At 68.2% G+C, this 24347-nt stretch carries 25 protein-coding genes and 1 tRNA gene; 17 read left to right on the plus strand and 9 right to left on the minus strand.

Annotation, left to right across the window (positions count from 1 at the left end; translation table 11 throughout):
* On the minus strand, positions 1-547 hold a 547-nt coding region (locus Q7V15_RS10345), incomplete at its 3' end, for an alpha-ketoglutarate-dependent dioxygenase AlkB (protein ID WP_304755481.1).
* A gap of 20 nt (positions 548-567) precedes the next feature.
* Between Q7V15_RS10345 and Q7V15_RS10350 the strand changes: the two genes are divergently transcribed.
* From Q7V15_RS10350 to dnaJ, 3 genes are all read left to right on the plus strand, one after another.
* Positions 568-1068 carry a hypothetical protein gene (locus tag Q7V15_RS10350; RefSeq protein WP_304755482.1) on the plus strand — a complete coding sequence of 167 codons (501 nt, stop codon included), beginning with the start codon at positions 568-570 and terminating at the stop codon, positions 1066-1068.
* A 174-nt stretch (positions 1069-1242) separates the two neighbouring features.
* Positions 1243-3144 carry a molecular chaperone DnaK gene (dnaK, locus tag Q7V15_RS10355; RefSeq protein ID WP_304755483.1) on the plus strand — a complete coding sequence of 634 codons (1902 nt, stop codon included), beginning with the start codon at positions 1243-1245 and terminating at the stop codon, positions 3142-3144.
* 160 nt (positions 3145-3304) lie between these two features.
* Positions 3305-4462 carry a molecular chaperone DnaJ gene (dnaJ, locus tag Q7V15_RS10360; protein ID WP_304755484.1) on the plus strand — a complete coding sequence of 386 codons (1158 nt, stop codon included), beginning with the start codon at positions 3305-3307 and terminating at the stop codon, positions 4460-4462.
* 281 nt (positions 4463-4743) lie between these two features.
* Here dnaJ and Q7V15_RS10365 read toward each other — a convergent pair whose 3' ends face one another.
* Entirely contained in the window at positions 4744-6285 is a 1542-nt protein-coding gene (locus tag Q7V15_RS10365) for an NAD(P)/FAD-dependent oxidoreductase (protein WP_304755485.1), read from the minus strand.
* A gap of 199 nt (positions 6286-6484) precedes the next feature.
* On the opposite strand from Q7V15_RS10365, the gene Q7V15_RS10370 reads away from it, so the two are divergent.
* From Q7V15_RS10370 to Q7V15_RS10380, 3 genes are all read left to right on the plus strand, one after another.
* On the plus strand, positions 6485-7279 hold the full coding sequence (locus Q7V15_RS10370; RefSeq protein ID WP_304755486.1) for an aminoglycoside adenylyltransferase domain-containing protein: 795 nt from the start codon (positions 6485-6487) through the stop codon (positions 7277-7279).
* Between the two features lie 67 nt (positions 7280-7346).
* Positions 7347-10031, plus strand: a complete 2685-nt coding sequence (gene mutS / locus Q7V15_RS10375; protein ID WP_304755487.1) for a DNA mismatch repair protein MutS — start codon at positions 7347-7349, stop codon at positions 10029-10031.
* Complete coding sequence (locus Q7V15_RS10380; protein WP_304755488.1) at positions 10028-10633, plus strand: HAD family hydrolase; 606 nt, start codon at positions 10028-10030, stop codon at positions 10631-10633. The genes mutS and Q7V15_RS10380 overlap by 4 nt, the downstream gene beginning before the upstream one ends.
* A 172-nt stretch (positions 10634-10805) precedes the next feature.
* Here the strand turns inward: Q7V15_RS10380 and Q7V15_RS10385 are convergent, their stop codons facing one another.
* Positions 10806-11792, minus strand: a complete 987-nt coding sequence (locus tag Q7V15_RS10385) for a D-glycerate dehydrogenase (RefSeq protein ID WP_304755489.1) — start codon at positions 11790-11792, stop codon at positions 10806-10808.
* Between the two features lie 172 nt (positions 11793-11964).
* On the opposite strand from Q7V15_RS10385, the gene Q7V15_RS10390 reads away from it, so the two are divergent.
* The 5 genes from Q7V15_RS10390 to Q7V15_RS10410 all read left to right on the plus strand — a co-directional run bounded on the left by Q7V15_RS10390 (position 11965) and on the right by Q7V15_RS10410 (position 16409).
* On the plus strand, positions 11965-12426 hold the full coding sequence (locus Q7V15_RS10390; protein ID WP_304755490.1) for an SH3 domain-containing protein: 462 nt from the start codon (positions 11965-11967) through the stop codon (positions 12424-12426).
* A 68-nt stretch (positions 12427-12494) separates the two neighbouring features.
* A complete protein-coding gene (gene fabA, locus Q7V15_RS10395) occupies positions 12495-13007 on the plus strand; it encodes a 3-hydroxyacyl-[acyl-carrier-protein] dehydratase FabA (RefSeq protein WP_304755491.1) in 513 nt (170 codons plus the stop codon).
* A gap of 21 nt (positions 13008-13028) precedes the next feature.
* Entirely contained in the window at positions 13029-14243 is a 1215-nt protein-coding gene (gene fabB / locus Q7V15_RS10400; RefSeq protein WP_304755492.1) for a beta-ketoacyl-ACP synthase I, read from the plus strand.
* A 40-nt stretch (positions 14244-14283) separates the two neighbouring features.
* A complete protein-coding gene (locus tag Q7V15_RS10405) occupies positions 14284-15096 on the plus strand; it encodes an enoyl-ACP reductase (RefSeq protein ID WP_304755493.1) in 813 nt (270 codons plus the stop codon).
* A 62-nt stretch (positions 15097-15158) separates the two neighbouring features.
* Positions 15159-16409, plus strand: coding sequence for a UbiH/UbiF/VisC/COQ6 family ubiquinone biosynthesis hydroxylase (locus Q7V15_RS10410; RefSeq protein ID WP_304755494.1), 1251 nt, complete (start codon positions 15159-15161; stop codon positions 16407-16409).
* Here the strand turns inward: Q7V15_RS10410 and Q7V15_RS10415 are convergent.
* The 4 genes from Q7V15_RS10415 to Q7V15_RS10430 all read right to left on the minus strand — a co-directional run bounded on the left by Q7V15_RS10415 (position 16406) and on the right by Q7V15_RS10430 (position 18818).
* Positions 16406-16594: a Trm112 family protein gene (locus tag Q7V15_RS10415; RefSeq protein ID WP_370689801.1), complete on the minus strand. Its 189-nt coding sequence runs from the start codon at positions 16592-16594 to the stop codon at positions 16406-16408. The two genes, Q7V15_RS10410 and Q7V15_RS10415, sit on opposite strands and share 4 nt — an antisense overlap.
* Positions 16595-16643: 49 nt before the next feature.
* Complete coding sequence (locus Q7V15_RS10420) at positions 16644-17303, minus strand: LON peptidase substrate-binding domain-containing protein (RefSeq protein ID WP_304755496.1); 660 nt, start codon at positions 17301-17303, stop codon at positions 16644-16646.
* A gap of 19 nt (positions 17304-17322) precedes the next feature.
* Positions 17323-18222, minus strand: a complete 900-nt coding sequence (locus tag Q7V15_RS10425; protein WP_304755497.1) for a co-chaperone YbbN — start codon at positions 18220-18222, stop codon at positions 17323-17325.
* 74 nt (positions 18223-18296) lie between these two features.
* Positions 18297-18818 (minus strand): prolyl-tRNA synthetase associated domain-containing protein, encoded by a 522-nt coding sequence (locus Q7V15_RS10430; protein WP_304755498.1) that lies wholly within the window; start codon positions 18816-18818, stop codon positions 18297-18299.
* A gap of 112 nt (positions 18819-18930) precedes the next feature.
* Between Q7V15_RS10430 and Q7V15_RS10435 the strand changes: the two genes are divergently transcribed.
* The 3 genes from Q7V15_RS10435 to Q7V15_RS10445 all read left to right on the plus strand — a co-directional run bounded on the left by Q7V15_RS10435 (position 18931) and on the right by Q7V15_RS10445 (position 20207).
* Positions 18931-19674, plus strand: coding sequence for a DUF6065 family protein (locus Q7V15_RS10435; protein WP_304755499.1), 744 nt, complete (start codon positions 18931-18933; stop codon positions 19672-19674).
* An 82-nt stretch (positions 19675-19756) separates the two neighbouring features.
* A tRNA-Gly gene (locus tag Q7V15_RS10440) sits at positions 19757-19831 on the plus strand.
* Between the two features lie 178 nt (positions 19832-20009).
* Positions 20010-20207: a hypothetical protein gene (locus Q7V15_RS10445; RefSeq protein WP_304755500.1), complete on the plus strand. Its 198-nt coding sequence runs from the start codon at positions 20010-20012 to the stop codon at positions 20205-20207.
* Positions 20208-20287: 80 nt separating this feature from the next.
* Here the strand turns inward: Q7V15_RS10445 and Q7V15_RS10450 are convergent, their stop codons facing one another.
* A complete protein-coding gene (locus tag Q7V15_RS10450; protein WP_304755501.1) occupies positions 20288-20863 on the minus strand; it encodes a hypothetical protein in 576 nt (191 codons plus the stop codon).
* Positions 20864-21184: 321 nt separating this feature from the next.
* On the opposite strand from Q7V15_RS10450, the gene Q7V15_RS10455 reads away from it, so the two are divergent.
* Positions 21185-21955 (plus strand): sulfite exporter TauE/SafE family protein, encoded by a 771-nt coding sequence (locus tag Q7V15_RS10455; RefSeq protein ID WP_304755502.1) that lies wholly within the window; start codon positions 21185-21187, stop codon positions 21953-21955.
* Between the two features lie 19 nt (positions 21956-21974).
* Here Q7V15_RS10455 and Q7V15_RS10460 read toward each other — a convergent pair whose 3' ends face one another.
* Complete coding sequence (locus tag Q7V15_RS10460) at positions 21975-22379, minus strand: MAPEG family protein (protein ID WP_304755503.1); 405 nt, start codon at positions 22377-22379, stop codon at positions 21975-21977.
* A 202-nt stretch (positions 22380-22581) separates the two neighbouring features.
* On the opposite strand from Q7V15_RS10460, the gene Q7V15_RS10465 reads away from it, so the two are divergent.
* Both Q7V15_RS10465 and Q7V15_RS10470 read left to right on the plus strand, forming a co-directional pair.
* A complete protein-coding gene (locus tag Q7V15_RS10465) occupies positions 22582-23142 on the plus strand; it encodes a hypothetical protein (protein WP_304755504.1) in 561 nt (186 codons plus the stop codon).
* Positions 23143-23154: 12 nt separating this feature from the next.
* Positions 23155-24330: a zinc-dependent alcohol dehydrogenase gene (locus Q7V15_RS10470; RefSeq protein WP_304755505.1), complete on the plus strand. Its 1176-nt coding sequence runs from the start codon at positions 23155-23157 to the stop codon at positions 24328-24330.
* The last annotated feature ends 17 nt before the right edge of the window (positions 24331-24347 follow it).

Below are 24347 nucleotides of genomic sequence, written 5' to 3' on the forward strand. Positions count from 1 at the left end.
AGCCAGAGATCACACGGTCGATTCCGTGGTGGGCCAGGCGCGCCGGCCCCGCCAGCAGACACACATCGCCCGAGGCCAACCGCACCGAGGCGGTGGGCGCGCGCCGCTCAACACCTCCGACGCGAAAGACCGCCGTGTCCCCCAGGGAGACCGAGAGCACAGGAAAGGCCAAGTCCGCCTCATCCTTGTCTTGATGCAGCCCCATGCGCGCGCCGTCCCGGTAGAGATTGACCAGGCAGGCGTCCGGCGGAATGGCTGAATCGGCGACGTCCGCCCACAGGGCCAGCAGGGCCTGGGGAATGTCTGGCCAAGGCCGGCCGCTCATCGGATGGGTGGGCTGATAGCGATAGCCCTGAGCGTCCGTCACCCAGCCCAGGGGACCCAGATTGGTCATCTCCACGCTCATCGGCTTTCCCCCAGGCGTCACCGGCCGGTAGAAGGGCGCCGCCTCGACGCGGGCCAGCACCTCGGCGACCAGGGCGATTTGAGCCTCAGCGTCCAAGGCCGCGGGGAGAAGACGGAATCCGGTTTGCGCAAGGGGCGACATCACCCCTCATATAGGACGAGATGACCCAGCGCGCGTCCATGAAACCCCTGGCCCTGCGCCCCCTGACCGAGGGCGAACGCGCCCTGGGACGGGAGATGTTCGGCGAGGGCCTGGAGCCCCGGCGGATTCGCATCCTGTGCATCCCCGTTTGGCCCAGGGCGTTCGCGGCGGGGGCGCGACTGATGGTCTTTCCCGTGAAGGCCGCGGTCTGGGACTTCTCTCAGGCGCCGCTCGGCCTGCAAGGCCTGTTCATCCATGAACTGACCCATGTCTGGCAGGCCCAGGGCGGCGTCGGGCTTGTCTGGGCCAAGCTCAGATGCGGCGACAGCCCGGCGACCTATGCCTATGACCTCCAGTCAGGCCACAGCTTCGGCGATCTCAATATCGAGCAACAGGCCATGGTTGTGCAGCACGCCTTCCTGGCGAGCCGGCGGGGCGCCGCCCCGTTTTCAGCGCTGGCCTACGGGGCCTATCTGGCGGGATTTTGCGCATCCAAAGCCGATAAACCCCGGAAACTTTAGGGGCATTGGACTTGTAGCGGCTATCATCAGCCCCATATCGCGACTCGACGGCGACGGCCCTCTGGGCTAACCGCCCGAGACCCTTTTTCGACCGGGGGCGGTGACAAGAACCGGGGTGCTTCACTAGAAGGCCCGCACGCGCCGTCCGCCAACAAGGAGCGACCAGGACTCGTTATGAGCAAGATTATCGGTATCGACCTCGGCACCACCAATTCGTGCGTGGCCATCATGGACGGCAAGACGCCGAAAGTGATCGAGAACGCCGAAGGCGCCCGGACCACTCCCTCGGTGGTCGCCATTCTCGACGACGGCGAACGCCTCGTCGGCCAGCCGGCCAAGCGCCAGGCGGTGACCAACCCCTCCAACACCCTCTTCGCCATCAAGCGCCTGATCGGCCGCCAGTACGGCGATCCGACGGTGGAGAAGGACAAGGGCATGGTGCCCTACGACATCGTCAAGGGCCCCAGCGGCGACGCCTGGGTTCGCGCCCATGACAAGGATTATTCCCCCCAGCAGATCTCGGCCTTCATCCTTCAGAAGATGAAGGAAGCCGCCGAACAGCACCTGGGCGAGAAGGTCGAAAAGGCGGTCATCACCGTCCCGGCCTATTTCAACGACGCCCAGCGCCAGGCGACCAAGGACGCCGGCAAGATCGCCGGCCTGGAAGTCCTGCGGATCATCAATGAGCCGACGGCCGCCGCGCTGGCCTATGGCCTTGAGAAGAACGACGGCAAGAAGATCGCCGTCTATGACCTCGGCGGCGGCACCTTCGACGTCTCGATCCTGGAGATCGGCGATGGCGTCTTCGAGGTGAAGGCCACCAATGGCGACACCTTCCTGGGCGGCGAGGACTTCGACCTGCGGATCGTCGACTACCTAGCCGACGAGTTCAAAAAAGAGAACTCGGTCGACCTGCGCAAGGACAAGCTGGCCCTGCAGCGCCTGAAGGAAGAGGCCGAAAAGGCCAAGAAGGAGCTGTCCTCGACCGCCCAGTACGAGGTCAACCTGCCCTTCATCTCGATGAACGCCTCGGGTCCGCTGCACCTGAACATCAAGCTCTCCCGCGCCAAGCTCGAGGCCCTGGTGGAAGACCTGGTGATGCGCACCATCGGTCCCTGCGACCAAGCGCTCAAGGACGCCGGCCTCAAGAAATCCGACATCGATGAAGTGATCCTGGTCGGCGGCATGACCCGCATGCCCAAGGTCGTCGAAGCGGTGAAGGAGTTCTTCGGCCGTGAGCCCCACAAGGGCGTGAACCCCGACGAGGTCGTGGCGCTGGGCGCTGCGGTCCAGGCCGGCGTGCTGCAGGGCGACGTCAAGGACGTGCTGCTGCTGGACGTCACCCCCCTGACGCTCGGCATCGAGACCCTGGGCGGCGTCTTCACCCCCCTGATCGAGCGCAACACCACCATCCCGACCAAGCGCTCGCAGACCTTCTCCACGGCCGACGACAACCAGTCGGCGGTGACCATCCGGGTCTTCCAGGGCGAACGCCCGATGGCGACGGACAACAAGCTGCTGGGTCAGTTCGACCTGGTGGGTATCCCTCCGGCGCCCCGCGGCGTGCCGCAGGTCGAGGTCACCTTCGACATCGACGCCAATGGCATCGTCAATGTCCAGGCCCGCGACAAGGCTACGGCCAAGGAACAGTCGATCCGCATCCAGGCCAATGGCGGCCTGTCGGACGCCGACATCGAGGCCATGGTCAAGGAAGCCGAGTCCAACCGGGCCGAGGACGAGAAGCGCAAGGCTGTCGTCGAGGCCAAGAACCAGGGCGAGGCGGTGGTTCACTCCACCGAGAAGGCCATGGCTGAGCACGGCGATAAGGTCTCCGGCGACGACAAGACCGCCATCGAGACGGCCCTTGCCGATCTGAAGTCGGCCCTGGAAGGGGACGACGCCGAGGCCATCTCCACCAAGACCCAGACCCTGATCCAGGCCTCGATGAAGCTTGGCGAGGCCATGTATGCGGCCCAACAGGGCGCCTCGGGCGAGGCTCAGCCTGAGGCCGGCGGCGACGACGTGGTCGACGCCGAGTTCGAAGAAGTCGACGGCGACGACAAGAAGTCGGCGTGAACATGAGCCCCGCGGCGCGGCGCCTCCCTCTTCGCCTGATGGCGGGGCCGGCGGCGCCGCCCGCCGGTGGTGCTGAGCGCCCCGGGTCCGGCTCGCATCTTGCGGCGGACCTGGGGCGTGCCCACCTAAATTCCCACAATCATTCAGATATCTGACGCGCATGCGGGACTATTACGAGATCCTGGGCGTGAGCCGCGGCAGCGATGACGCCGCGCTCAAGGCCGCCTATCGCAAGCTGGCGATGGAGCATCATCCCGACCGCAATGGCGGCTGCGAGGACTCCGCCACCCGCTTCAAGGAAATCAATGAGGCCTATTCGGTCCTCGCCGACGCCCAGAAGCGGGCGGCCTATGATCGGTTTGGCCACGCCGGCGTGAATGGCGGCGGCGGAGCCGGTCCAGGCGGGGCGGGCTTCACCGACGTGCACGACATCTTCAACGAGGTGTTCGGCGACGTCTTTGGCGACATGTTCGCCCAAGGCGGCCGCGGGCGACGCAGCGGACCGGCCCGGGGTCAGGACCTGCGCTATGACCTCGAGATCACCCTGGAGCAGGCCTTCGCCGGCGCCGAGGTCGAGATCGTGGTCCCCGCCGCCGTCACCTGCGAGACCTGCGACGGCACAGGCGCCAAACCCGGCACCAGCCCCACCGTCTGTGGCGGCTGTGGCGGCGCGGGCCGGGTGCGCGCCAGCCAGGGCTTCTTCTCCGTCGAACGCACCTGCCCCCGCTGCGGAGGCGCCGGCCGGTTGATCCAGGACCCCTGCGCCACCTGTCATGGGCACGGCCAGATCCGCAAGGAACGCACGCTACAGGTTCGCATCCCAGCCGGCGTCGATGACGGCGCCCGCATCCGCCTGGCCGGCGAGGGCGACGCCGGCGCCCGGGGCGGCCCCCGGGGCGACCTCTACATCTTCCTGTCAGTGACCCCGCACGAGCTGTTTGAGCGCGATGGCCTCGACCTGTTGTGCACCGTGCCCGTGCCCATGGCCGTCGCGGTCCTGGGCGGCGAGATCGAGGCGCCCTGCCTGATGGGCGGCGAGAACTGCGACGGCAACTGCAAGATTCCGGTGGACGTCCCCGAAGGCGTCCAGACCGGCAAGACCTTGCGCCTGAAGGGCAAGGGCATGCCCTCCCTACGGTCCCGCGAGCGGGGCGACCTGGTGGTGGAGATCTTCGTCGAAACCCCCACACGCCTCAGTCCCCGCCAGAAGGAGCTGATGGCCGAGTTCGCCGAGCTCAGCGGCGAACAGACCCACCCCAAGTCCTCCTCCTTCGTCGGCAAGGCCAAGCGATTCTGGGAAGAGATGACCGGCGGCTGAGGCCGCGGACAGACGAGAGACGCGCACCCCGCCTAGCGCGCCTCACGCGCTTCAAGCGGGGACACGAAGGACACAAAGGGGGCGCGAAGGACACCAAGGCGAGGCCGCCGGCCCCTTCGTGTCCTTGGCTGTCTTCGTGTCCTTTGTGACCCTGTTTTCCCCTACCTCGTCGCCCTCGGACTGATCCGAGGGTCCATGCGCACTGATCCATGCGGGTGTTCACAGATGGTCGGGTCAAGCCCGACCATGACGGCGGAGATACAGGTAGGGCCGGCCGCCCCCTACTCGGCGGCCTCCACCGCCCGGGCCTTGGCCTTCTGGTCGTCATAACTGAACACCGGCCCGTCCAGGTCGATGGTCGGGATCTCGGCGCGCTCGGTCCAATAGTCCTGGGTGTGGCGCCATTCAGGGCTGTCGCCGCACTTGGGCATCTTGTCCATGTCGCGCATCAGATAGCCCGGATTGAAATTATCCGGATCAATCCAAGGACCGCGGACCATGGTCGCCGCCGCCTCACCGGGATCGACCATCACCTTCTTGACGCCCTTGGCCTTCATGTGGGCCAGCAGCCGGGCGACGAAGTCCCCCATCAGGTCCACCCGCAGGGTCCAGCTGGCGCGGAAATAGCCGAACACCCAGACGAGGTTCGGCACCCCGGTGAACATCATGCCGCGATAGGTCAGGGTGTCGCCGAAATTGACCGGCTCGCCATCCACCTGGAAGGGGATTTCCCCCATGACCGACAGGCGGAAGCCCGTGGCGGTGATGATGATGTCGGCCTCCAGCAGATCGCCGGACTTCAGCAGGATACCCTTGTCGGTGAAGCGCTCGATCTGGTCGGTGACCACCGAGGCCTTGCCCGCGCTGATGCCCTTGAACAGGTCGGCGTCCGGCACGAAGGCCAGCCGCTGCTGCCAGGGGCGGTAGCTGGGGGTGAAATGCTTCATGTCGTAGCCCTCGGGCAGGACGGCGGCGACGGCCTTGAGGATCTCGTCCTTGACCGCATCGGGATATTCCCGGGCCATGTGGGCGAACATGCCCTGGTCCTTGAGGATGCGCCGGCGGACGATCTCGTGGGTCCACTCCTCGGGCACCTCCAGCTCGCGCAGGGTGTCGGCCAGTTCGTTGGCGTTGCGGCCCGTGGCGAAATAGGTCGGCGAGCGTTGCAGCATGGTCACGTGGCCGGCCTTGTCGGCCAGGGCCGGCACCAGGGTCGCCGCCGTCGCGCCCGAGCCGATCACCACCACCTTCTTGGCCGTATAGTCCAGGTCCTCGGGCCAGGTCTGCGGATGGACGATGGGGCCCTTGAAGTCGGACATGCCCGGCCATTCCGGCGTGTAGCCCTGGTCGTGGTGGTAGTAGCCCTGGCACATCCACAGGAATCCGCAGGTGAAGGTCAGGGCCTCGCCGGTGGCGGTCTTCACCACGTCCACGGTCCAGACCTGCTTGTCGCTCGACCAGGCGGCGTTGGTGATCTTGTGCCCATAGCGGATATGGCGGGCCAGATCGTTCTCCTCGATCACCTCGCCCATATAGCTCAGGATTTCAGCCGAAGTGGCGATCGGCGCCCCGCGCCACGGCTTGAACCGGTAGCCGAAGGTGTAGAGGTCGCTGTCGGAGCGCACGCCCGGATAACGGTGCGTCACCCAGGTGCCGCCAAAGGTCTCCTTGGCCTCCAGCACCACGAAGCGCGTCTCCGGCGACTGGTGCGTCAGGTGCCAGGCCGCGCCGACGCCGGAAATGCCCGCCCCCACCACCAGCACGTCAAAATGCTGCACGCTCGACTTGGGCGTCGCGCGCGACGCCACTTCCACGCTGGTCATGGAAAACCCTCTTCCTTGTCGTTCCCTGTCGCCAGTATCTGCGCCTGACGATCTGCGATCCCTGATGGAAATCAAGTTAGGTGATCGCCGATCACTTGGCGAGAGGGGAATGCAGGGCTGCGATCTCACGCGACGCCTCCCTTTGCGGCCCCAACATTTCAGGCTGGCCCATGGGGGTCCGGCATGGTGATATCTGACCATGGCCAACGCCGCTCCTCTATCAGGCGGGCCGCAAGCCCATGCCCGCATCCTGCTCACCCTGGCTGACGCCGGCGCGCCCGGCCTCGTCACGGGCCTCGCCCTGACCGGCTCGGCCGCGCTGGGGGATTGGCGAGAGGATCTGAGCGATCTCAATTTCGTCGCCGTTCTGCGTCGGGAGCCCCGGCCCGCCGACCTCCGCGCCCTGGCCCGTCTCCACCGCCTTTATGGGCGGGTGCCCGGCCGACCGCCCCTGGACGGGGTCTGGCTCGACCCGGCGGCCCTGGCCGGGGGACCGGACGCCTGGAGCGCGCGCCCGGTCAGTCAGCGGGGTCGCTTCATCGCCGAGAGCACGACCGCTCCGCCGCCGGTGATCTGGGCCGCCCTGACCAGCCACGGCGCCTGGCTGCGGACGCCCGAGACCCTGCAGGTCTGGGATGATCCCCCGGCCCTGCGTCGCTGGCTGAAGGACCATCTGTCCACCCATTGGCGGAGTTGGCGGCGCCGGGCCGGGGGGCTTGGGCCTCAGGGCCTCGCCCTGCTGGGGCGCGCGGTTCCGGCCTGGGGGGTCCTGGGGGCCAGCCGAGTCTGGATGGCGCTCACCCGATCGGAGATCGCCTCAAAGACCGCCGCCGGCCAGGCCGCCCGCGCGGCCTTCCCCGAACATGGCGCGATCCTGGACGAGGCCCTGGCCCATCGGGCCGGCGAACCGCCGGTCGTCGCCAGCGCCTGGGGGCGGCGGCGACAGGCCCTGGCCTGTGTCGACAGCCTCCTGGACCGCGCCACCGCCCCTTAAGGACCGCAGGGCCAAGGCGCTGCAAAAGGATGACCGAATCCCCCTGGGGGGCTAGCTTGCCGGCCTCATGAACGCCCCCTCCCCCACCCTGCCGGATGCGGCCGGCGCCACGCCGGTCATGGCCCAGTTCTTCGAGGCCAAGGCCGCCCAGCCCGACGCGCTGATCTTCTTCCGCATGGGCGACTTCTACGAGCTGTTCTTCGAGGACGCCCAGAAGGCGGCCGCTGCGCTCGGCATCAGCCTGACCGCCCGGGGCAATCACGGGGGCCAACCCATTCCCATGGCCGGGGTGCCGGCGCACGCGGCCGAGGCCTATCTGGCCAAGCTGATCCGCGCGGGCTTCAAGGTCGCCGTCTGCGACCAGATGGAGGACCCGGCCGAGGCCAGGAAGCGCGGGTCGAAATCCATCGTCCGGCGCGAGATCGTCCGGGTGGTGACCCCGGGCACGCTCACCGAGGACGGTTTGCTGGACGCCCGCGGCGCCAATCGCCTGGCCGCCGTGGCGGTGCGGGCCGGCCTGGCGGCCATCGCCTCGGTGGAGCTGTCCACCGGCGAGGTCGAATGCCTGGCCCTGGACGCCGCGGGGCTGGCCTCGGCGCTTGCGGCGCTCTCGCCTTCGGAAATCCTGGTTCCTGACCGGCTGTTCGCCGACTCAGCCGCGGCCGAGGCCCTGCGCAGCGTCGGCGGCTTCGTCCAGCCCATGCCCCAGGCCCTGGCCGAACCCTCGGCCTCGGAGGCGCGGCTCAAGCGGCTCTACGGGGTCGAGACCCTGGACGGCTTCGGGGCGCTCAGCGGGGCGGAGATTTCGGCGCTCGGCCTCATCGCCGCCCACCTGGAGACCACCCAGGCCGGACGCCTGCCCGCCCTGTCGGCGCCGCGCCGGATTGGCGAAAGCGAGGTCATGGCCATCGATCCGGCCACCCGCGCCAGCCTGGAGATCGAGCGCAGCCTGTCCGGCGGCCGCGAAGGTAGTCTGCTGGCCGCCATCGACCGGACCGTGACCGCGCCAGGCGCCCGCCTGCTGGCCACCCGCCTGGCCCGGCCCCTGGTGGAGCCCGCGGCGATCGACGCGCGGCTGGACGCGGTGGCCTATTTCTGCGCCCGCCGAACCCTGCGCCAGGATCTCCGCGGCCCGCTGAAGTCCATGGGCGATATGGCGCGGGCCCTGTCGCGGCTGGCGCTCGGGCGCGGCGGTCCCCGTGACCTGGGCTGCCTTCGCGACGGCCTGACCGCCGGCGCCGCCATCACCCGTCTCTTCGCCGCGCCTGAGCCCCTGGACCCCGCTCCTCCGCCGGAAACCGCCCAAGCCCTGGCCGCCCTGGACCTCGCCGTCCAACCTGGCCTGTCTGAGCTGCGCGACATGCTGGCCGGGGGACTTGGCGATGAGCTGCCCGCCCAGGCCCGGGACGGGGGCTTTGTGGCCCCTGGCGTTCGCCCCGAGCTCGACCAGGCCCGCGCCCTGCGCGACGACAGTCGCAAGGTGATCGCCGGCCTGGAGGCGCAATTGGCCCGCGAAAGCGGCGTCGCCCTGAAGATCCGCCACAACGCGGTCCTCGGCTATTTCGTCGAGGCCAGCGCCAAGGCCGCCGAACCGCTGATGCGGGCGCCGCTGAACGCCACCTTCATCCACCGCCAGACGCTCGCCAATCAGGTCCGCTTCACCACGGTCGAACTGGCCGAGCTGGACGCCAGGATCGCACAGGCCGCCGAGCGGACCCTGGCCATGGAGGTCGCTGCGTTCGAGGCCTGGCGGGAGGCCGCCTGCCGACAGGCGCCGGCCATCCAGGCCGCCGCCTTCGCCGCCGCCAGCCTGGACGTGGCCTCGGGCCTCGCCGAGTGGGCCGACGAAGCCGGGGCCACGCGACCGGTGGTGGATCGCTCCTGCGTTTTCGAAGCTGTCGCCGCCCGCCATCCGGTGGTCGAGGCCGCGGTGCGCAAGGCCGGCGAGCCCTTCACCCCCAATGACTGCCGCCTGGACGGGGCCGGCGCAGGCGCAGCAAGGCTCTCCATCGTCACCGGGCCGAACATGGCCGGCAAGTCCACCTTCCTGCGCCAGAACGCGCTGCTCTGCGTGCTGGCCCAGGCCGGATCCTTCGTGCCGGCTCAGGGCCTGCGGCTGGGCGTGGTGGATCGCCTGTTCAGCCGGGTCGGCGCCGGCGACGATCTGGCCCGGGGCCGCTCGACCTTCATGGCCGAGATGGTCGAGACCGCCGCCATCCTCACCCAGGCGACGCCGCGGTCCTTCGTCATCCTCGATGAGATCGGTCGGGGCACGGCCACCTATGACGGCCTGGCCATCGCCTGGGCCTGCGCCGAGGCCCTGCACGAGACCAACCGCTGCCGCGCCCTGTTCGCCACCCACTATCATGAACTGGCGGTGCTGGAGGATCGGCTCCCTCATGTGGCCAACCTCTCCATGCGGGCCAAGGAGTGGAAGGGCGACCTGATCTTCCTGCACGAGGCCGGCCCCGGCCCCGCCGACCGTTCCTATGGCGTCCAGGTGGCCAAGCTGGCCGGCGTGCCCGCGCCTGTGGTCGCCCGCGCCCGCCAGGTGCTGGACCGCCTGGAACGCGAACAGGGCGCGCCGGCCCATCTGGAGGACCTGCCCCTGTTCGCCCTAGCCGTGGCCGAGCCGGAAAGCCAGGGCCCCAGCGTGGTGGAGGAGGCCCTGCGCGCCCTGGACCTGGACGGCATGAGCCCTCGGGAGGCCATGGACGCCCTCTACCGACTGAAGGGCCAGCTGGCGCCATGACCGTCCGCACATTGATGATCGATGTGGATGGGGTGGTGATCCGCCATCCGCAAGGTCTGCGCTGGGACCATGCCATCGAAGCCGATCTGGGGGTCGATCCGGCGACGTTCCAAAGCGCCTTCTTCGCCGTCCATTGGCCCGACGTGATGGCTGGCCGGGCCGGCCTGCACGAGCGGCTGGCGCTCGCCCTGCCGGACTTTGCGCAGCACCTGACGCCGGAAGCGCTCACCGCCTACTGGTTTTCCAAGGACGCCCACCTGGACCAGGGCTTTCTCGACCAGCTCGCGGCCCTGAACGGTCAGTACGGCCTGCACCTGGCCACGGTGCAGGAACACCTGCGGGCGGCCTATATCTGGAACGAGCTTGGCCTGAAGGATCGTTTCGCGGCGATCCACTATGCGGCCGACTATGGCTGCGGAAAGCCCGACCCGGCCTTCTTCGAGGCGGTGGCCAACCGCACAGCCCATGCGCCGCACGAGCTGCTGCTGATCGATGATTCGCCCCGCAATGTGGAGGCCGCCCGGGCCTGTGGCTGGCGGGCGGGTCTCTGGGACGGCGCGCAGACAGTGGCCGAGGTGATCGCCGAGGCGCAAGCCGGCTGAGGTGCGGCCGCCCTCGTCCTTCGAGGCCGCTTCGCGGCGCCTCAGGATGAGGACGAATGAGAGCGTTTAGCCACCCCCACCTCCCTCATGCTGAGGTGCAAGCGCAGCGAGCCTCGAAGCACGCAAGGCCCAGGATGACTGCGGCGGGCGGCTAAGCTGGGCCGCCGAACCCCTACAGCATCGCCGGGATGACCCGGTCCGGCGGGCGGTGGCCGTCCATCCAGGTGCGGATGTTGATGATCACCTTCTCGCCCATGTCCACGCGGCTCTCCACCGTGGCCGAGCTCATATGCGGCAAGAGGACCACATTGGGCAGCTTGAGCAGCTTGGGATTCACCGCCGGCTCGTGTTCGAACACGTCCAGGCCGGCGCCGGCGATCTCGCCCTTGGCCAGGATGTCGATCAGGGCGTCCTCATCGACAATCTCGCCGCGGGCGGTGTTGATCAGGATGGCGTGGGGCTGCAGCAGCTTCAGCCGCCTGGCCGACAGCAGGTGGAAGGTGGCCGGGGTGTGCGGGCAGTGGACCGAGATCAGGTCCATCCGGGCCATCATCTGGTCGAGGCTGTCCCAGTAGGTGGCGCCCAGCTCTTCCTCGATGCGGGGACTGACCGGCTTTCGGTTGTGATAGTGGATCTGCAGGCCAAAGGCCTTGGCCCGACGGGCGACGGCCTGGCCGATCCGTCCCATGCCGACAATTCCCAGGCGCTTGCCGGTCACCCGGCGCCCCAGCATCCAGGTGGGCGACCAACCGGTGAATCCGCCCGACTGCACCACATTGGCGCCCTCGACGATCCGCCGGGCCACCACCATGATCAGGGCCAGGGTCATGTCGGCGGTGTCATCGGTCAGCACGCCTGGCGTATTGGTCACGCTGATGTTTCGCCCCGAGGCGGCGGTCACATCGATATGATCGACGCCGGCCCCGAAGGAGGCGATCAGCTTGAGCTGCGGACCAGCCTGGGCGATGAGATCAGCATCGATTCGATCGGTGATGGTGGGCGCCAGCACATCGGCGCGTTTAACCGCGTCCACGAGGGCGTCACGACTCATCGGCTCATCCGAAAGGTTGAGCTCGGCGTCGAACAATTCTCTCATCCGGGTCTCCACCTGGTCGGGGAGCTTGCGGGTGACGATGACTTTGGGCTTACGGGCGACCATGACCGAGTCTGAGACGGGAACCTTGCGGCGGGGCGCCGTGGGCGCGCGAGCTGCCACCTGTAGCAAAGGGACCTTGCAGGGCCAAGGCGAGGCTGCACGCCCGCGCCCATTGTCTTCGCCAATTGGCCGACAGCGCCCGGCTCTCTTCCTCGCCTTGCTCCTCCTGGCGCTGATGGGCGTCCCCGACGTCGCCGCCCGGGAAGCCGACGAGACCCCCTCTGGCTTCGCCGTCCCGCGCTACCTCACCTTGAAGTTCGACACGGTCAACGCCCGGTCCGGACCGGCCGACGACCACCGGGTGCTGTGGGTCTATCGGGCGCGAGGCCTCCCGGTGCAGGTGGTGGCCGAAACCCGGGAATGGCGGCAGATCTGCGATCCTGAAGGGGGGCTGGCCTGGGTGCATCGCCGGGTCACCGACGGCCGCCGCAGCGTCATACCCCTGGGCCCCGATCCCATTCCCCTGCGCCGCCGCCCCCGGGCCGAGGCTGAAATCACCGCCTATCTGAACGCAAGGGCCATCGCTACGTTAGACCGCTGCGACAAGGGGTGGTGCCGCCTCAGCGTGGCCGGCGTGCGGGGCTGGACCCCGGAAACCGAGGTCTGGGGTGTCGCCGCCCCCGTCCAATGTCGTTGAGCCGCGCCTTGGCCTCGTGCTAGGGCCTGACCCTTCTTTTGTTATCGCCCGAGCTGAAAAGGCGGCGCATGACCATTCACGAGCCCAAGAGCCGCTACGAACTGGAGGACCTGCTGGCCTGCGCCCGCGGGGAGATGTTCGGCCCCGGAAACGCGCAACTGCCGGCCCCGCCGATGCTGCTGTTCGACCGCATCACCACGATCAACGATGACGGCGGAACCCACGGCAAGGGCTATATCGAGGCCGAATTCGATATCAATCCCGGCCTCTGGTTCTTTGACTGCCACTTCATCAACGACCCGGTCATGCCCGGCAGCCTGGGCCTGGACGCCATGTGGCAGCTGGTCGGTTTCTATCTGGGCTGGATCGGCGGCAAGGGCCGCGGCCGCGCATTGGGCTGCGGCGAGGTCAAGTTCGCGGGCGAAGTCACCCCCGACATCAAGGTCGTGACCTACAAGGTCGAGATGAAACGGGTCATCAACCGCCGCCTCGTGATGGGCATCGGCGACGCCGTCCTCGAGGCGGACGGCAATGTCATCTACACGGCGCAGGATCTCCGCGTCGGTCTCTATCAGCGCTAAGCGCCAGGAACGGGAGCGAACATGCGCCGGGTCGCCATTACGGGAATCGGTATCGTTTCATCCATCGGCTCCGACGCCGGTCAGGTGCTGGCCGCCCTGCGCGAGGCCCGCTCGGGCATCACGGCGGCGCCGGAATATGCCGAGCTCGGCTTCCGCAGCCAGGTCCACGGGGACCCCGCCATCGACTGGGAGTCCCTGGTCGACCGCCGGGCCGCGCGCTTCCTGGCGCCGGGCACCGCCTATGGCCACATCGCCATGGAGCAGGCCATCGCCGATTCGGGCCTGACGCCCGATGAGGTGAGCCACGAGAAGACCGGCCTGATCGTCGGCTCCGGCGGTCCGTCCACCAAGGTCATCATCGAGGCCGCCGAAACCGCGCGCACCCGCGGCCCCAAGCGCATCGGCCCCTTCGCCGTGCCCAAGGCCATGAGCTCGGGCGCCTCGGCGACGCTCGCCACCTGGTTCAAGATTCGCGGCCTGAACTTCTCCATCTCCTCGGCCTGCGCCACCTCCACCCACTGCATCGGCTCGGCCTATGAGCAGATCCAGCTGGGCAAACAGGACGTGGTGTTCGCCGGCGGCACCGAGGAGTTGGACTGGAGCCTGTCGTGCCTGTTCGACGCCATGGGCGCCATGAGCTCCAACTTCAATGATCGGCCGGCCACCGCCAGCCGCGCCTATGACGAGGCCCGCGACGGCTTCGTGATCGCCGGCGGCGCCGGCATCGTGGTGCTGGAAGAGTGGGAACGGGCCAAGGCCCGGGGCGCCAAGATCCATGGCGAGATCATCGGCTACGCCGCCAATTCCGACGGCTTCGACATGGTCGCCCCCTCCGGCGAGGGCGCGGTCCGCTGCATGAACCTGGCCATGGAAGGCCTGGGCGGCCGTAAGATCGATTATCTGAACCCGCACGGCACCTCGACCCCGGTGGGCGACGACAAGGAGATGCAGGCGGTTCGAGACGCGTTCGGCAAGGATGCGCCCTTCATCTCATCCACCAAGTCCCTGACCGGCCACAGCCTGGGGGCCGCCGGCGCCCAGGAGGCGATCTATTCGCTGCTGATGCTGAACAACGACTTCATGGCCAAGAGCGCCCATATCGAGACCCTCGACCCGGCCTTCGCCGACATGCCGATCCTGATGGATCGCCGGGATGGGGCGTTCGAGACGGTGATGTCCAACAGCTTCGGCTTTGGCGGCACCAATGGGTGCCTGGTGATGGCCAAGGCCGGCTAGGCCAGCGCGACCTTTCGATTCGACATAAGGCGAGGAAGCCATGGCTGACGACTACGACATGCCCAAGGGCGAGCTGATGAAGGGCAAGAAGGGGGTGGTGACCGGTGTCGCCAACCACCAGTCCATCGCCTTTGGCATCGCCTCGCAGCTGGCCGCCCAGGGCGCCGAGATGGCCTTCTTGCACCTGCCGGGCATGGAGCGTCGGGTTCAGCCCCTGGCCGACCAGCTCGGGGTCAAGACCATCGCTCCCGTGGACGTCACCGATGACGCCGCCATGGACGCGGCCTTCAAGGTGGTGGCCGACTCGCTGGGTGAGATCGACTTCTTCGTCCACTCCATCGCCTTCGCCAACAAGGACGAGCTCAAGGGCTCCTTCGTCGAGAACACCACCCGCGAAGGCTTCCTCCGGGCCATGGACATCTCCGTCTTCTCGTTCGTCGACTGCGCCCGACGGGCCGCGGCGCTGATGCCGAACGGCGGCTCCATCGTCTGCATGACCTATCTGGGCGCCGAGCGGGCCATCCCCAACTACAACACCATGGGTGTGGCCAAGGCCGGGCTTGAGGCGGCCACCCGCTACGCCGCCCGCGACCTTGGGCCCAAGGGCATCCGGGTCAACGCCATCTCGGCCGGCGCCATGCGCACCCTGTCGCTCGCCGGCATCTCCGGCGGCCGGGGCATGCTGGCCCAGGGCCGGGCCATGTCGGCCATGAAGGAGGACACCTCCATGGAGGGCGTCGCCGGGGCGGCCCTGTGGCTGATGTCCGACCTCGGGCGGTCCACCACCGGCGAGGTGGTGCATGTGGACGCCGGCTTCCACATCATGGGCCTGGCGGACGACGCCGAGGCCTGAGGCGACGGATTTTGATGGGGCCGATACTGGACGTTCCCCCGTCCGGACCCCCATATCGCCACATGGACATCACCGATCCCGACGTGATCATCGCCGGCGCCGGCATGGCGGGCGCCACGCTTGCCCTTGCCCTGGCGCAGGGGGGCTTAAAGCCGCTGCTGGTGGACCCAGCGCCCTTCGAGACCCAGCTGGCGCCGACCTTTGACGGCCGCGCCTCGGCCATCGCCTACGCCGCCTTCCGCCAGTGGCGGGTCCTGGGCCTGGGAGACGCCCTGGCGCCGCACGCCCAACGGATCGAACAGATCCTGGTCACCGACGGCCGGGCGCCGGGCGCGGCGACGCCGGCGGCCCTGCCCTTCCACCTGCGTTTTGACTCCGCCGAGATCGCCGACCGGTCCGACGGCGAGCCCCTGGGCTACCTGCTGGAGAACCGGCAGATCCGCGCCGTGCTGTCCCAGGCGGTGATCGAGGCGGGCATCCCCGTCCTGGCGCCGGCCAAGGTGGCCAGTGCGAGCTTCGAAAAGGGCGGCGCCGTCGTCACCCTGGAGGACGGGCGGGTGATCACAGCTCCCCTGGCGATCGGCGCGGAGGGACGGGGTTCTGTCCTGCGCAAGGCCGCCGGCATCGGCGCCCTGGGCTGGGACTATCGCCAGACCGGCGTGGTGGCCACGGTGCGCCTGGAGCGCCCCCACGAGGGCGTGGCCCACGAATATTTCCTGCCCAGCGGCCCCTTCGCCATCCTGCCCCTGACCGACAACCGGGCGAGCCTGGTCTGGACCGAGAGCACGGCCCGGGGCGCGGCGTTGAAGTCGGCGAGGCCCGAGGTCTTCCACGCCCACCTGATGCGCCGCTTCGGGGCCTTCCTGGGAAACGCGCAGCTGGATGGGCCAGTCTTCTCCTATCCCCTCTCGCTGCAGCTGGCCGAGCGGTTCACCGCCCCGCGCCTGGCGCTGCTGGGGGACGCCGCCCATGGGGTGCATCCCATCGCGGGCCAAGGGCTGAACCTCGGCTTAAAGGGCGCCGCAGCCCTGGCCGAAGTGCTGGTGGACGCCGCCCGGCTCGGAGAAGATCTGGGGTCAGAGGTGGTGCTGGAGCGCTATGGCCGCTGGCGGCGGTTCGACACCGCCCTGCTCAGCGCCGGCATGGACGCCTTCGTCCATCTGTTCTCCAACGACAATCCGGTCCTGCGCCTGGCCCGCGGCGCGGGCATGTCGGCGGTGAACCGCATTCCGGCCGCCCGGCGGATGTTCATGCAGCAGGCCGGCGGCGCCTTTGGCGACCTGCCCCGCCTCCTGCGTGGCGAAGCGCTCTAGTCGGCGAGTTCGCGGGCTTCCTCTGGCAGCATGATCGGCACCCCATCACGGACCGGATAGGCGAGCTTGGCCCCGCGGCTGATCAGCTCGCCGGCTTCTCGGTCATAGTCCAGGGTCCCATGGGTCACCGGGCAGACCAGGATTTCCAGCAGCCGGGGATCGATCTCGGCGGTGAGGGCGAGCATGGGCTCGGCGGGCGCGTCTTCAGTCATGGATCGTCCTTAAACCAGCACGCTACTGGACGCTATGGGGCGCGCCGTCATCGTCTTCCAGGGCGTCGATCTCCAGGAGGGCGGTCAGGCTGCGCACCCGCTCGGTGAGCGTCAAAGCCTCCAGCAGGGCCTGTTTCTCCGATGGCTCGAACGGCAGGCCCATGGCCAGGCTGGTGACCAGGGGGGCGATGGGCGCGGTCATCGCCGTCTCGTCGTCCACATCCAGCTCCCGGCGGTTCAGATAGCGCTTCAGGGCCCGGGCGAACCGCTCGCGGTCCATCTCAGGCGGCCCTTCGTCCTCAGGCGAGAGGTCGGCCTCGAAGTCCCCATAGGCCACACGCAGCTGGCGATAGGGGGTGCGGGCTGAAAGCTCCTCGCCGGCGACAAACCGACAGATGCCGGTGAGGGTGATCAGATAGCGGCCGTCCGAGGTTTCGGCGAAGCTGGTGATCCGGCCCAGACAGCCGACGCTGGCGAGATTGGGACGCGCCCGCTCGCCGCCCGCGCGGGTCTGAATCATGCCGATGACCCGGTCGCCGGCCATGGCGTCGTCCACCATGTTCAGATAGCGGGGTTCAAAGATCTGCAACGGCAGATCCCCGCCCGGCAGGAGCACCGCCCCGTCCAGGGGAAAGATCGGAATGATCTGTGGCAGATCGGCCATGCGCCGGTAACCCGGCATGGGCGTCACCTCTTGGCTTTCAGGAAAACAGGATGGCCGACAACCGGCGCCGCCCGCTGCGGGCGACCTCCGAGGCGGGGCCAGCGGCTTCGAAGACGGTCAGGAGTTGCTTGCGCGCGGCCTCGTCGTTCCAGGCGCGGTCCCGTTCGATGATGGTCAGCAGATGGTCGGCGGCGGCCTCCATGCGCCCCCGGCCCGCCAGGGCCTTGGCCAGGGCCAGGCGCGCCTCGTGGTCGTCAGGGTCGGCGGCCAGGCGGGCTTCGAAGGCCTGGGTGTCGGAGGGCGCCTCCGCCGCCAGGTTGAGGGCGGCGCGCACGCTATCCAGGTCCGGGTCGCTGGCGTCCAAGGGGGCCATCTCTAAGATTTCCCGAGCCCGGTCCGGCTCGCCGCTGACCATGTAGCACCGCGCCAGGCCGCCGAGGGCTTTCACATTGTCGGGCTCGGCCTGCAGCGCCTGGGCGAAACCCTGGGCGGCCAGCGGAATGTCGCCAGCCTCGAGGGCGGCCTTGGACATCTCCAGGACCTCGCCGACCCCGTCCGCCGGGGCCATGGCCGCCAGCTTGTCGACAAAGGCCTTCACCTGGCTGTCGGGCAGGGCGCCCATGAAGCCGTCAACGGGGCGGCCGCCAAAAAAGGCGAACACCGCCGGGATCGACTGGACCCGCAGTTGGCCCGCATAGGCCGGGTTCTTGTCGATGTCGATCTTGACCATCCTGACCTTGCCCTTGGCGGCGTTGACCGCCTTTTCCAGGGCCGGGCCGAGCTGACGACAGGGGCCGCACCAGGGCGCCCAGAAGTCGACAATGACCGGCGTGTCCTGACTGGCCTCGACCACATCGGCCATGAAGCTGGCGTCGGTGGCGTCCTTGATCAGGTCGCCGCCCGGGGCGGGCGCGGCGGTCTCTCCGATGAGGCTCATGGTGTCTGGTCTTCCTGGATGGTCTGTCTTGGGCAACGCGGCAGGGCCTAAGATGGTCCCATGACCCGCCCGCTTCAACGGATGGTTTGTCCTTCGACCACTTGCAGGGTCTCGAAGTCCACCACCAGGGGCTCCACCCCCACCGCCGCCAGGAACCGTCGGAAGCCGGCCTGGTCCAGCGCCGTGGTCGCGGTGTTGGTCAGGGGATGAAAGTTCACCGTCTTGGCCTGGGCCAGCTGGCGGTCGAGCACGAAGGTCACCCGACGCGCCGCATCGTTGATCAGGCCAAGGGCGGTCACCGAGCCCGGGGTGACGCCCAGGGCCTCGACCATCAGCGCCTCCCGGCCAAAGGACAGCCTAGCCGCGCCGATCACCGGCGGCAGGCGCTTCAGGTCGATGGCCGTGCGATCGGCGGCCGAGATCAGCCAGAGCCGATCCTTGGCGTCCTTGAGGAACAGGTTCTTGGTGTGGGCGCCGGGTAAGCCCGCCTTGATCTCCTCGCCCTCGCCCACCCGGAAAACCGCCGGATGGTCCACTGTGCGATGGGCGATCCCCTGGGCGTCCAGGAAGGCGAGAAGGTCGTCGCGGGTCTTCATGGTCCCCTCATAGTGGTCCCGGGCGCATCGCGGAACTGGACGCCGGCCTCCACGGCTGGCTAGAGCAGGTGTTGGCCGGCCCGCGGCCACATGTCGAGAGGTTGGACGCCCCATGGAGCTTGAGTGCTATCCCACCACCGATCGCCCCCCCGAGATCGTGCCCGGACGCCCGCAGCGGGCCTGGATGGAGAGTTTCGCCGACCGTCACGCCTATCGCTGTCTTCCCCTGACCATGGCCAACACCACGGGCTGGGAAATCCTCTGCCCGATGAGCTTCAGCGCCGAATGGAACGGCGGCAAGTTCCAGGAAGACATCACCCTCATCCCCGACAACCCGCACCCCGACTTCCACAACTTCGCCAAGTCGCACTTCAGCCATGGGGTGCTGACCTTCCACCCGGGCTACCTGTTCCGCACGCCGCCGGGCTGGTCGATGATGGCCCAGGGGCCGCCCAACCACGTCAAGGACGGCATCCAGCCCCTGGCCGGCCTGGTGGAGACCGAGTGGCTGCCCTTCCCCTTCACAATGAACTGGATCTTCACCCGGCCAGGCCGGGTCCACTTCCGCAAGGGCGAGCCCTTCTGCTTCATCACCCTGGTTCAGGACAAACCCCTGGCGGAGTTCCAGCCGGTGATCCGCCCGCTGGCCCGCAACGCCGACCTGATGGGCCAGTACGCCGCCTGGGAGAAGCACCGCACCGACTTCAACGCCAAGATCTACCGCGGCGACCCGGAGGCCACCAAGGAGGCCTGGCAGCGTTTCTACTTCCGCGGGGAATACCCTGACGCGGTGGCCGAGCCGCCGAAGGATCATGTGAACAAGCGTCGGCTGAAGGCCCCGAAATTCGGCGGCTAGGCCGCTTGCCAAGGCTTGTGGCGTCTGCCATAAGCCCGCTCTCGATTTTCGGGGGCGGCCACTCGGGTCGGCATCGAAAAGCGCGGGCGTAGCTCAGTGGTAGAGCACAACCTTGCCAAGGTTGGGGTCGAGAGTTCGAATCTCTTCGCCCGCTCCATTTCCCCTCCAGGGGTCATGCGGCGACACAAGAAACGGCCCCCAGCGGGCCGTTTTTTTGTTCCACCCCTCGCTGATCGCCGCGATCAGCCTCCTGTCTGCAACCAAGGGGGCGTCTCCAGCATTTTCACCTCTGAGACGTCCGCCAAATGGGCGGGTGAGATCAGACGGAGGTCCCCATGACCGAGCAGCGCAAAGACGACGACGCCAACGCCCCGAGCTCGCGCCCGGCGACGCCCCTGCCCAACGGCGAGAAGCACGACCAGTTGGACCGCGAGGGTCGCAAGGCGGAGTCCCGTCAAGAAGCCCTGGTGGATGAGGCGGTGGAAGAAACCTTCCCCGCCAGCGATCCGATCGCGCCGAAGCACATCAGCTAGACGCCTGGCGCAAGGCCGGACGAAAGAGGGGGCGGACCAGCCGGTCCGCCCCCTTTTCCATGTCCGTCAGACCCCCAGCCTCAGGGCGTCGGACGCACGATCCGCGGACCGAGGTTCTGCAGCACCGCACGGGCGTCGAAGGCGTTGGGATCGCCCGGCGCCTTGGCGCCGCGATACATGACGATCTCCGCGGTGGCTTCGAATTTCTCCACCGTTCTCACATCGACCCGGTCCGCCCAGAAGGGGTCGCCGAAGTAGGGATCCCAGGTGCGCCAGCTATAGGCCGAATAGTAGCGCCAGTGGGGCCGCCAGTAGGAATACCGGGGGCCATACCAGGGATTGTAGAAGGGGTCGGGCTGGACATAGGTCCGCGCGTCGCGGTCGACGGCGCGGGTGACGATGGCGAAGCCGTCATAACCCTGCTGCACGGTAAGCTCGGCGGCCCGGTAGAGCAGGAAGCCCTCGACCGTTTCACGGCCGGTCAGGCTGTTGCCCGCAAAGCTGACCCTCCAGCGGTCAGGCTCGACCCGCATTTCGGAATAGCCGCCTGAGACGGCCGAACCTGGCAGGTTGGGTTGGTAGGGCGTGGCGGTCGCGCAGGCGCTGAGCCCCGCCAGGAGGGCGAGCGCGGCCACGGGACCCATAAATCTCTTCATCTTGGTCTCGTTCCTTGACGAACGTCCCCCGAACGCTCTGCGGCACAATAGGCCTACACCGTGGCCTAATTTAGGTCGCCAGGCCACAGGGCCAGATCGCAGGCCTCTTTGGGCCCCCACCGACGGGATGACATTTCCGTGTGCGCGAGCAATGGGCGCGATGGGGCTTTTGCGCCCATTTCGGGAGCCTTATCCGTCCTTTCCCGGGGCCAGACCGGCCCATGGCCCGGGACGTGCAGAACGGGGTGTTGTAGATTTCACTTAATTCCTATTGAGACACTAGGTTAGTATTTCGCAGCGCTGCGAAGCCGGGGGTGGGCGATGGAATCGGACTTCATGCTCTTTGCAGCGGTGGGCTTCGCCGCCCAGCTGGTGGATGGCGCCCTGGGCATGGCCTATGGGGTGGTGTCGACCACGACCCTGCTGGCCATGGGGGTGTCGCCGGCCAACGCCTCGGCCAGCGTCCACGCCGCAAAGGTGTTCACCGGCGCGGCCTCGGCGGTGTCCCACGCCCTGCACAAGAACATCAACTGGCGCCTGCTGGCGCTGCTGGCCACCGGCGGCGTGCTCGGCGGCGTCGCCGGCACCTACCTGCTGACCTCGATCGATGGGGACACGATCAAACCCTATGTGGTCGGCTGGCTCGGCCTGATGGGCCTCGTGATCCTCTACCGGGCCTGGAAAGGGGTTCGGCCCAAGCCCTTCTCCTGGAAAAGCCCCATGCCGCTGGGCGTGCTCGGGGGCTTCTTTGACGCCGTCGGCGGCGGCGGTTGGGGGCCGGTGGTCACCTCCACCCTGCTCGGTTCCGGGGCCGATCCGCGCAAGGCGATCGGCACCACCAACGCCGCGGAATTCTTCGTCGCTACGGCGGTTTCGGCGGCCTTCCTCTCGGCCCTGCTGTCGGGCCATTGGGAGACCGAGGGCCTTCGTGACCACATGTGGTCGGTCCTCGGCCTCATCGCCGGCGGAGTCGTGGCGGCCCCGCTGGCGGGTTGGATGACCAAGGTGCTGCCGATCCGGGCCCTGACCTGGTTCGTCGGCGTCCTGGTCACCGCCCTGGCGATCTGGCAGGCGGTGGTCCTGTTCCTCTAGACCTGGGCGACGGGCCGCCTCAGGCGCCGATCACCACCAGGGTCCAGATGATGCGGCCCGCGGCGCCAAACAGCAGCACGGCGGCGGCCAGGGCCTGGATCATGAAGCCCAGCTCGCGCTTCCCGGGGTCGGCCACATAGCCCAAGGCGTAGAGAATACGTCCGATGATCCAGATGACGCCCAGGCCGGCGGCCACCAGATCGTTCCAGTAGAGCGCAAACAGCCAGAGCGCCGGCAGGAAGATGGGCAGCCATTCCAGGGTGTTGGCCTGCACCCGGATATGCCGCTCCAGGATCGGATCCCCCGTCATCGCCGGGGCGTCGATCCCGCTCTTTCGCCGGGCCCCGCCGACCCGAACCCCCATCCAGACATAGACCAGTATGGCGGCGATGGTGACCAGCGCGACCCAGCTGTGCGGACCCATGGCGAAACTCCCCCTCAGATTGATGACGGCGCAGCCTCGCGCCTTGGCGCCACAGTGGCACGGGCCAAGCGTCACCGGAACCTTCGCGGGCGACGGGCGGCGGCCTGAAAGGCGCCCCACCGCGAAAAACTGATGATCGGTGAGGAACGATTTGCGGGCGGAAGCGAGTTTCAGGCGGGTCAGCCGATACAGGAGCCGGCCCGTGTCCTCAGTCCATACGTCCGAAACCGACGCCGCCTGGCGCCGCCGCGCCAGCAAGGCCGCCGGCGCCCTGAAGGAAGCCCGCAGCTGGGCGGCCGGGGAGCCCCGGGAGAGCGCCCCCAGCGCCGCCCTGCCGCTGCCAGGTGGGAAGCGTATGCGCCTGACCACCGATCGGGTGCGGGCCAGGCCCGCCCTGTCGCCGCAGGTGTCCTTCATGCTGGGGCAGAACGCCATCGGACTCGGGGTGTGGGGCCTGTTCTTTCCCCGCGCCGTCCAACGGTTCCTTGGCCTGAACGGCTCGCCGCAGACCACCCAGGTTCTGTTCGGCGCCCGGGAGATGGCCACGGGCATGGGCCTCTTCTCGGACCCGACCCGCTCGGGCGTGCTGTGGGCGCGGGTAGTCGGCGACATCTTCGATATCGCTGTGCTGAGCGCTCTGAACCGGCGGAGCAATCCCAAGCGGGGTAACGCCCGCCTGGCCCTGGGCGTCGTGCTGGCCGTGACCGCCCTGGACGTGATCACCGCCACCCGCATGACCAACGTCAAGCGCAACTGCTCCTAGGAGGACCGCCCCATGAAAGCGATCTGCTGGCAAGGCAAGAAGGACCTCCGCTGCGAGGAGGTCCCTGATCCGATCATCGAGGACCCGAAGGACGCCATCATCCGCGTGACCTCCACCTGCATCTGCGGGTCGGACTTGCACCTGATGAACGGCCTGGTGCCAACCATGTGCGTCGGCGACGTCATGGGCCATGAGGCCATGGGCGAAGTGGTCGAGGCCGGCCCCGAAGCCCGGGCCCAGGGTCTGAAGATGGGCGACCGGGTGGTGGTCCCCTTCCAGATGACCTGCGGCGCATGCGAGCAATGCCGGGCGGGCAACTATTCCGTCTGCCAGACCACCAACCGGAATTCGGACCTGGCCAAGGCCTTCTTCGGCGACACCACCGCCGGACTGTTCGGCTATTCCCACATCACCGGCGGCTATGCCGGGGGCCAGGCGGAGTATCTGCGCGTTCCCTATGCGGCCACCACCCTGATCCAGATTCCCAAGACCGGGGCGGATGAGACCTATCTCTTCCTCAGCGACATCCTGCCGACCGGCTGGCAAGCGGCGGCCTTCGCCGACATCCAGCCCACCGATACGGTGGCGGTCTGGGGCTGCGGCCCGGTGGGGCTGTTCGCCATCCAGTCGGCCATCATCCAGGGCGCTCAGCGGGTCATCGCCATCGACGACGTGCCCGAGCGGCTGGCCCTGGCGGCCGGCCTGGGGGCCGAGGTCCTTGATCGCAGCGCCCAGAAGGTGCTGCCCCGTCTGAAGGACATGACCGACGGGCATGGGCCGGAGAAGTGCATCGACGCCGTCGGGCTAGAAGCTCACGGCCCAACCCCGCTGCTCGGCATGATCGATCGGGTGCAGACCGCTCTGAAGCTGGAGACCGAGCGACCGGTGGCCCTGCGCGAGGCGATCATGGCCTGCAAGGCGGCGGGCACAGTCTCCATCCCCGGCGTCTATGGCGGACTGGCCAACATGATCCCGATGGGCGCCATGATGAACAAGGGCCTGACCATTCGCACCGGCCAGACCCATGTGCGGCGCTGGAGCGACGACCTGCTGCGCCGGCTCGACGAAGGCGAGATCGATCCCACCTTCCTGATCACCCACACCGAGCCGCTTGGCCGGGGTCCCGAAATGTACAAGACCTTCCGGGACAAGCAGGACGGCTGCGTGAAGGTGGTGCTGAAGCCCTGAGCGGCTGCAGCCGCCTT

Origin of the sequence: Phenylobacterium sp. (assembly GCF_030651755.1) — a bacterium.
GTDB lineage: Bacteria > Pseudomonadota > Alphaproteobacteria > Caulobacterales > Caulobacteraceae > Phenylobacterium.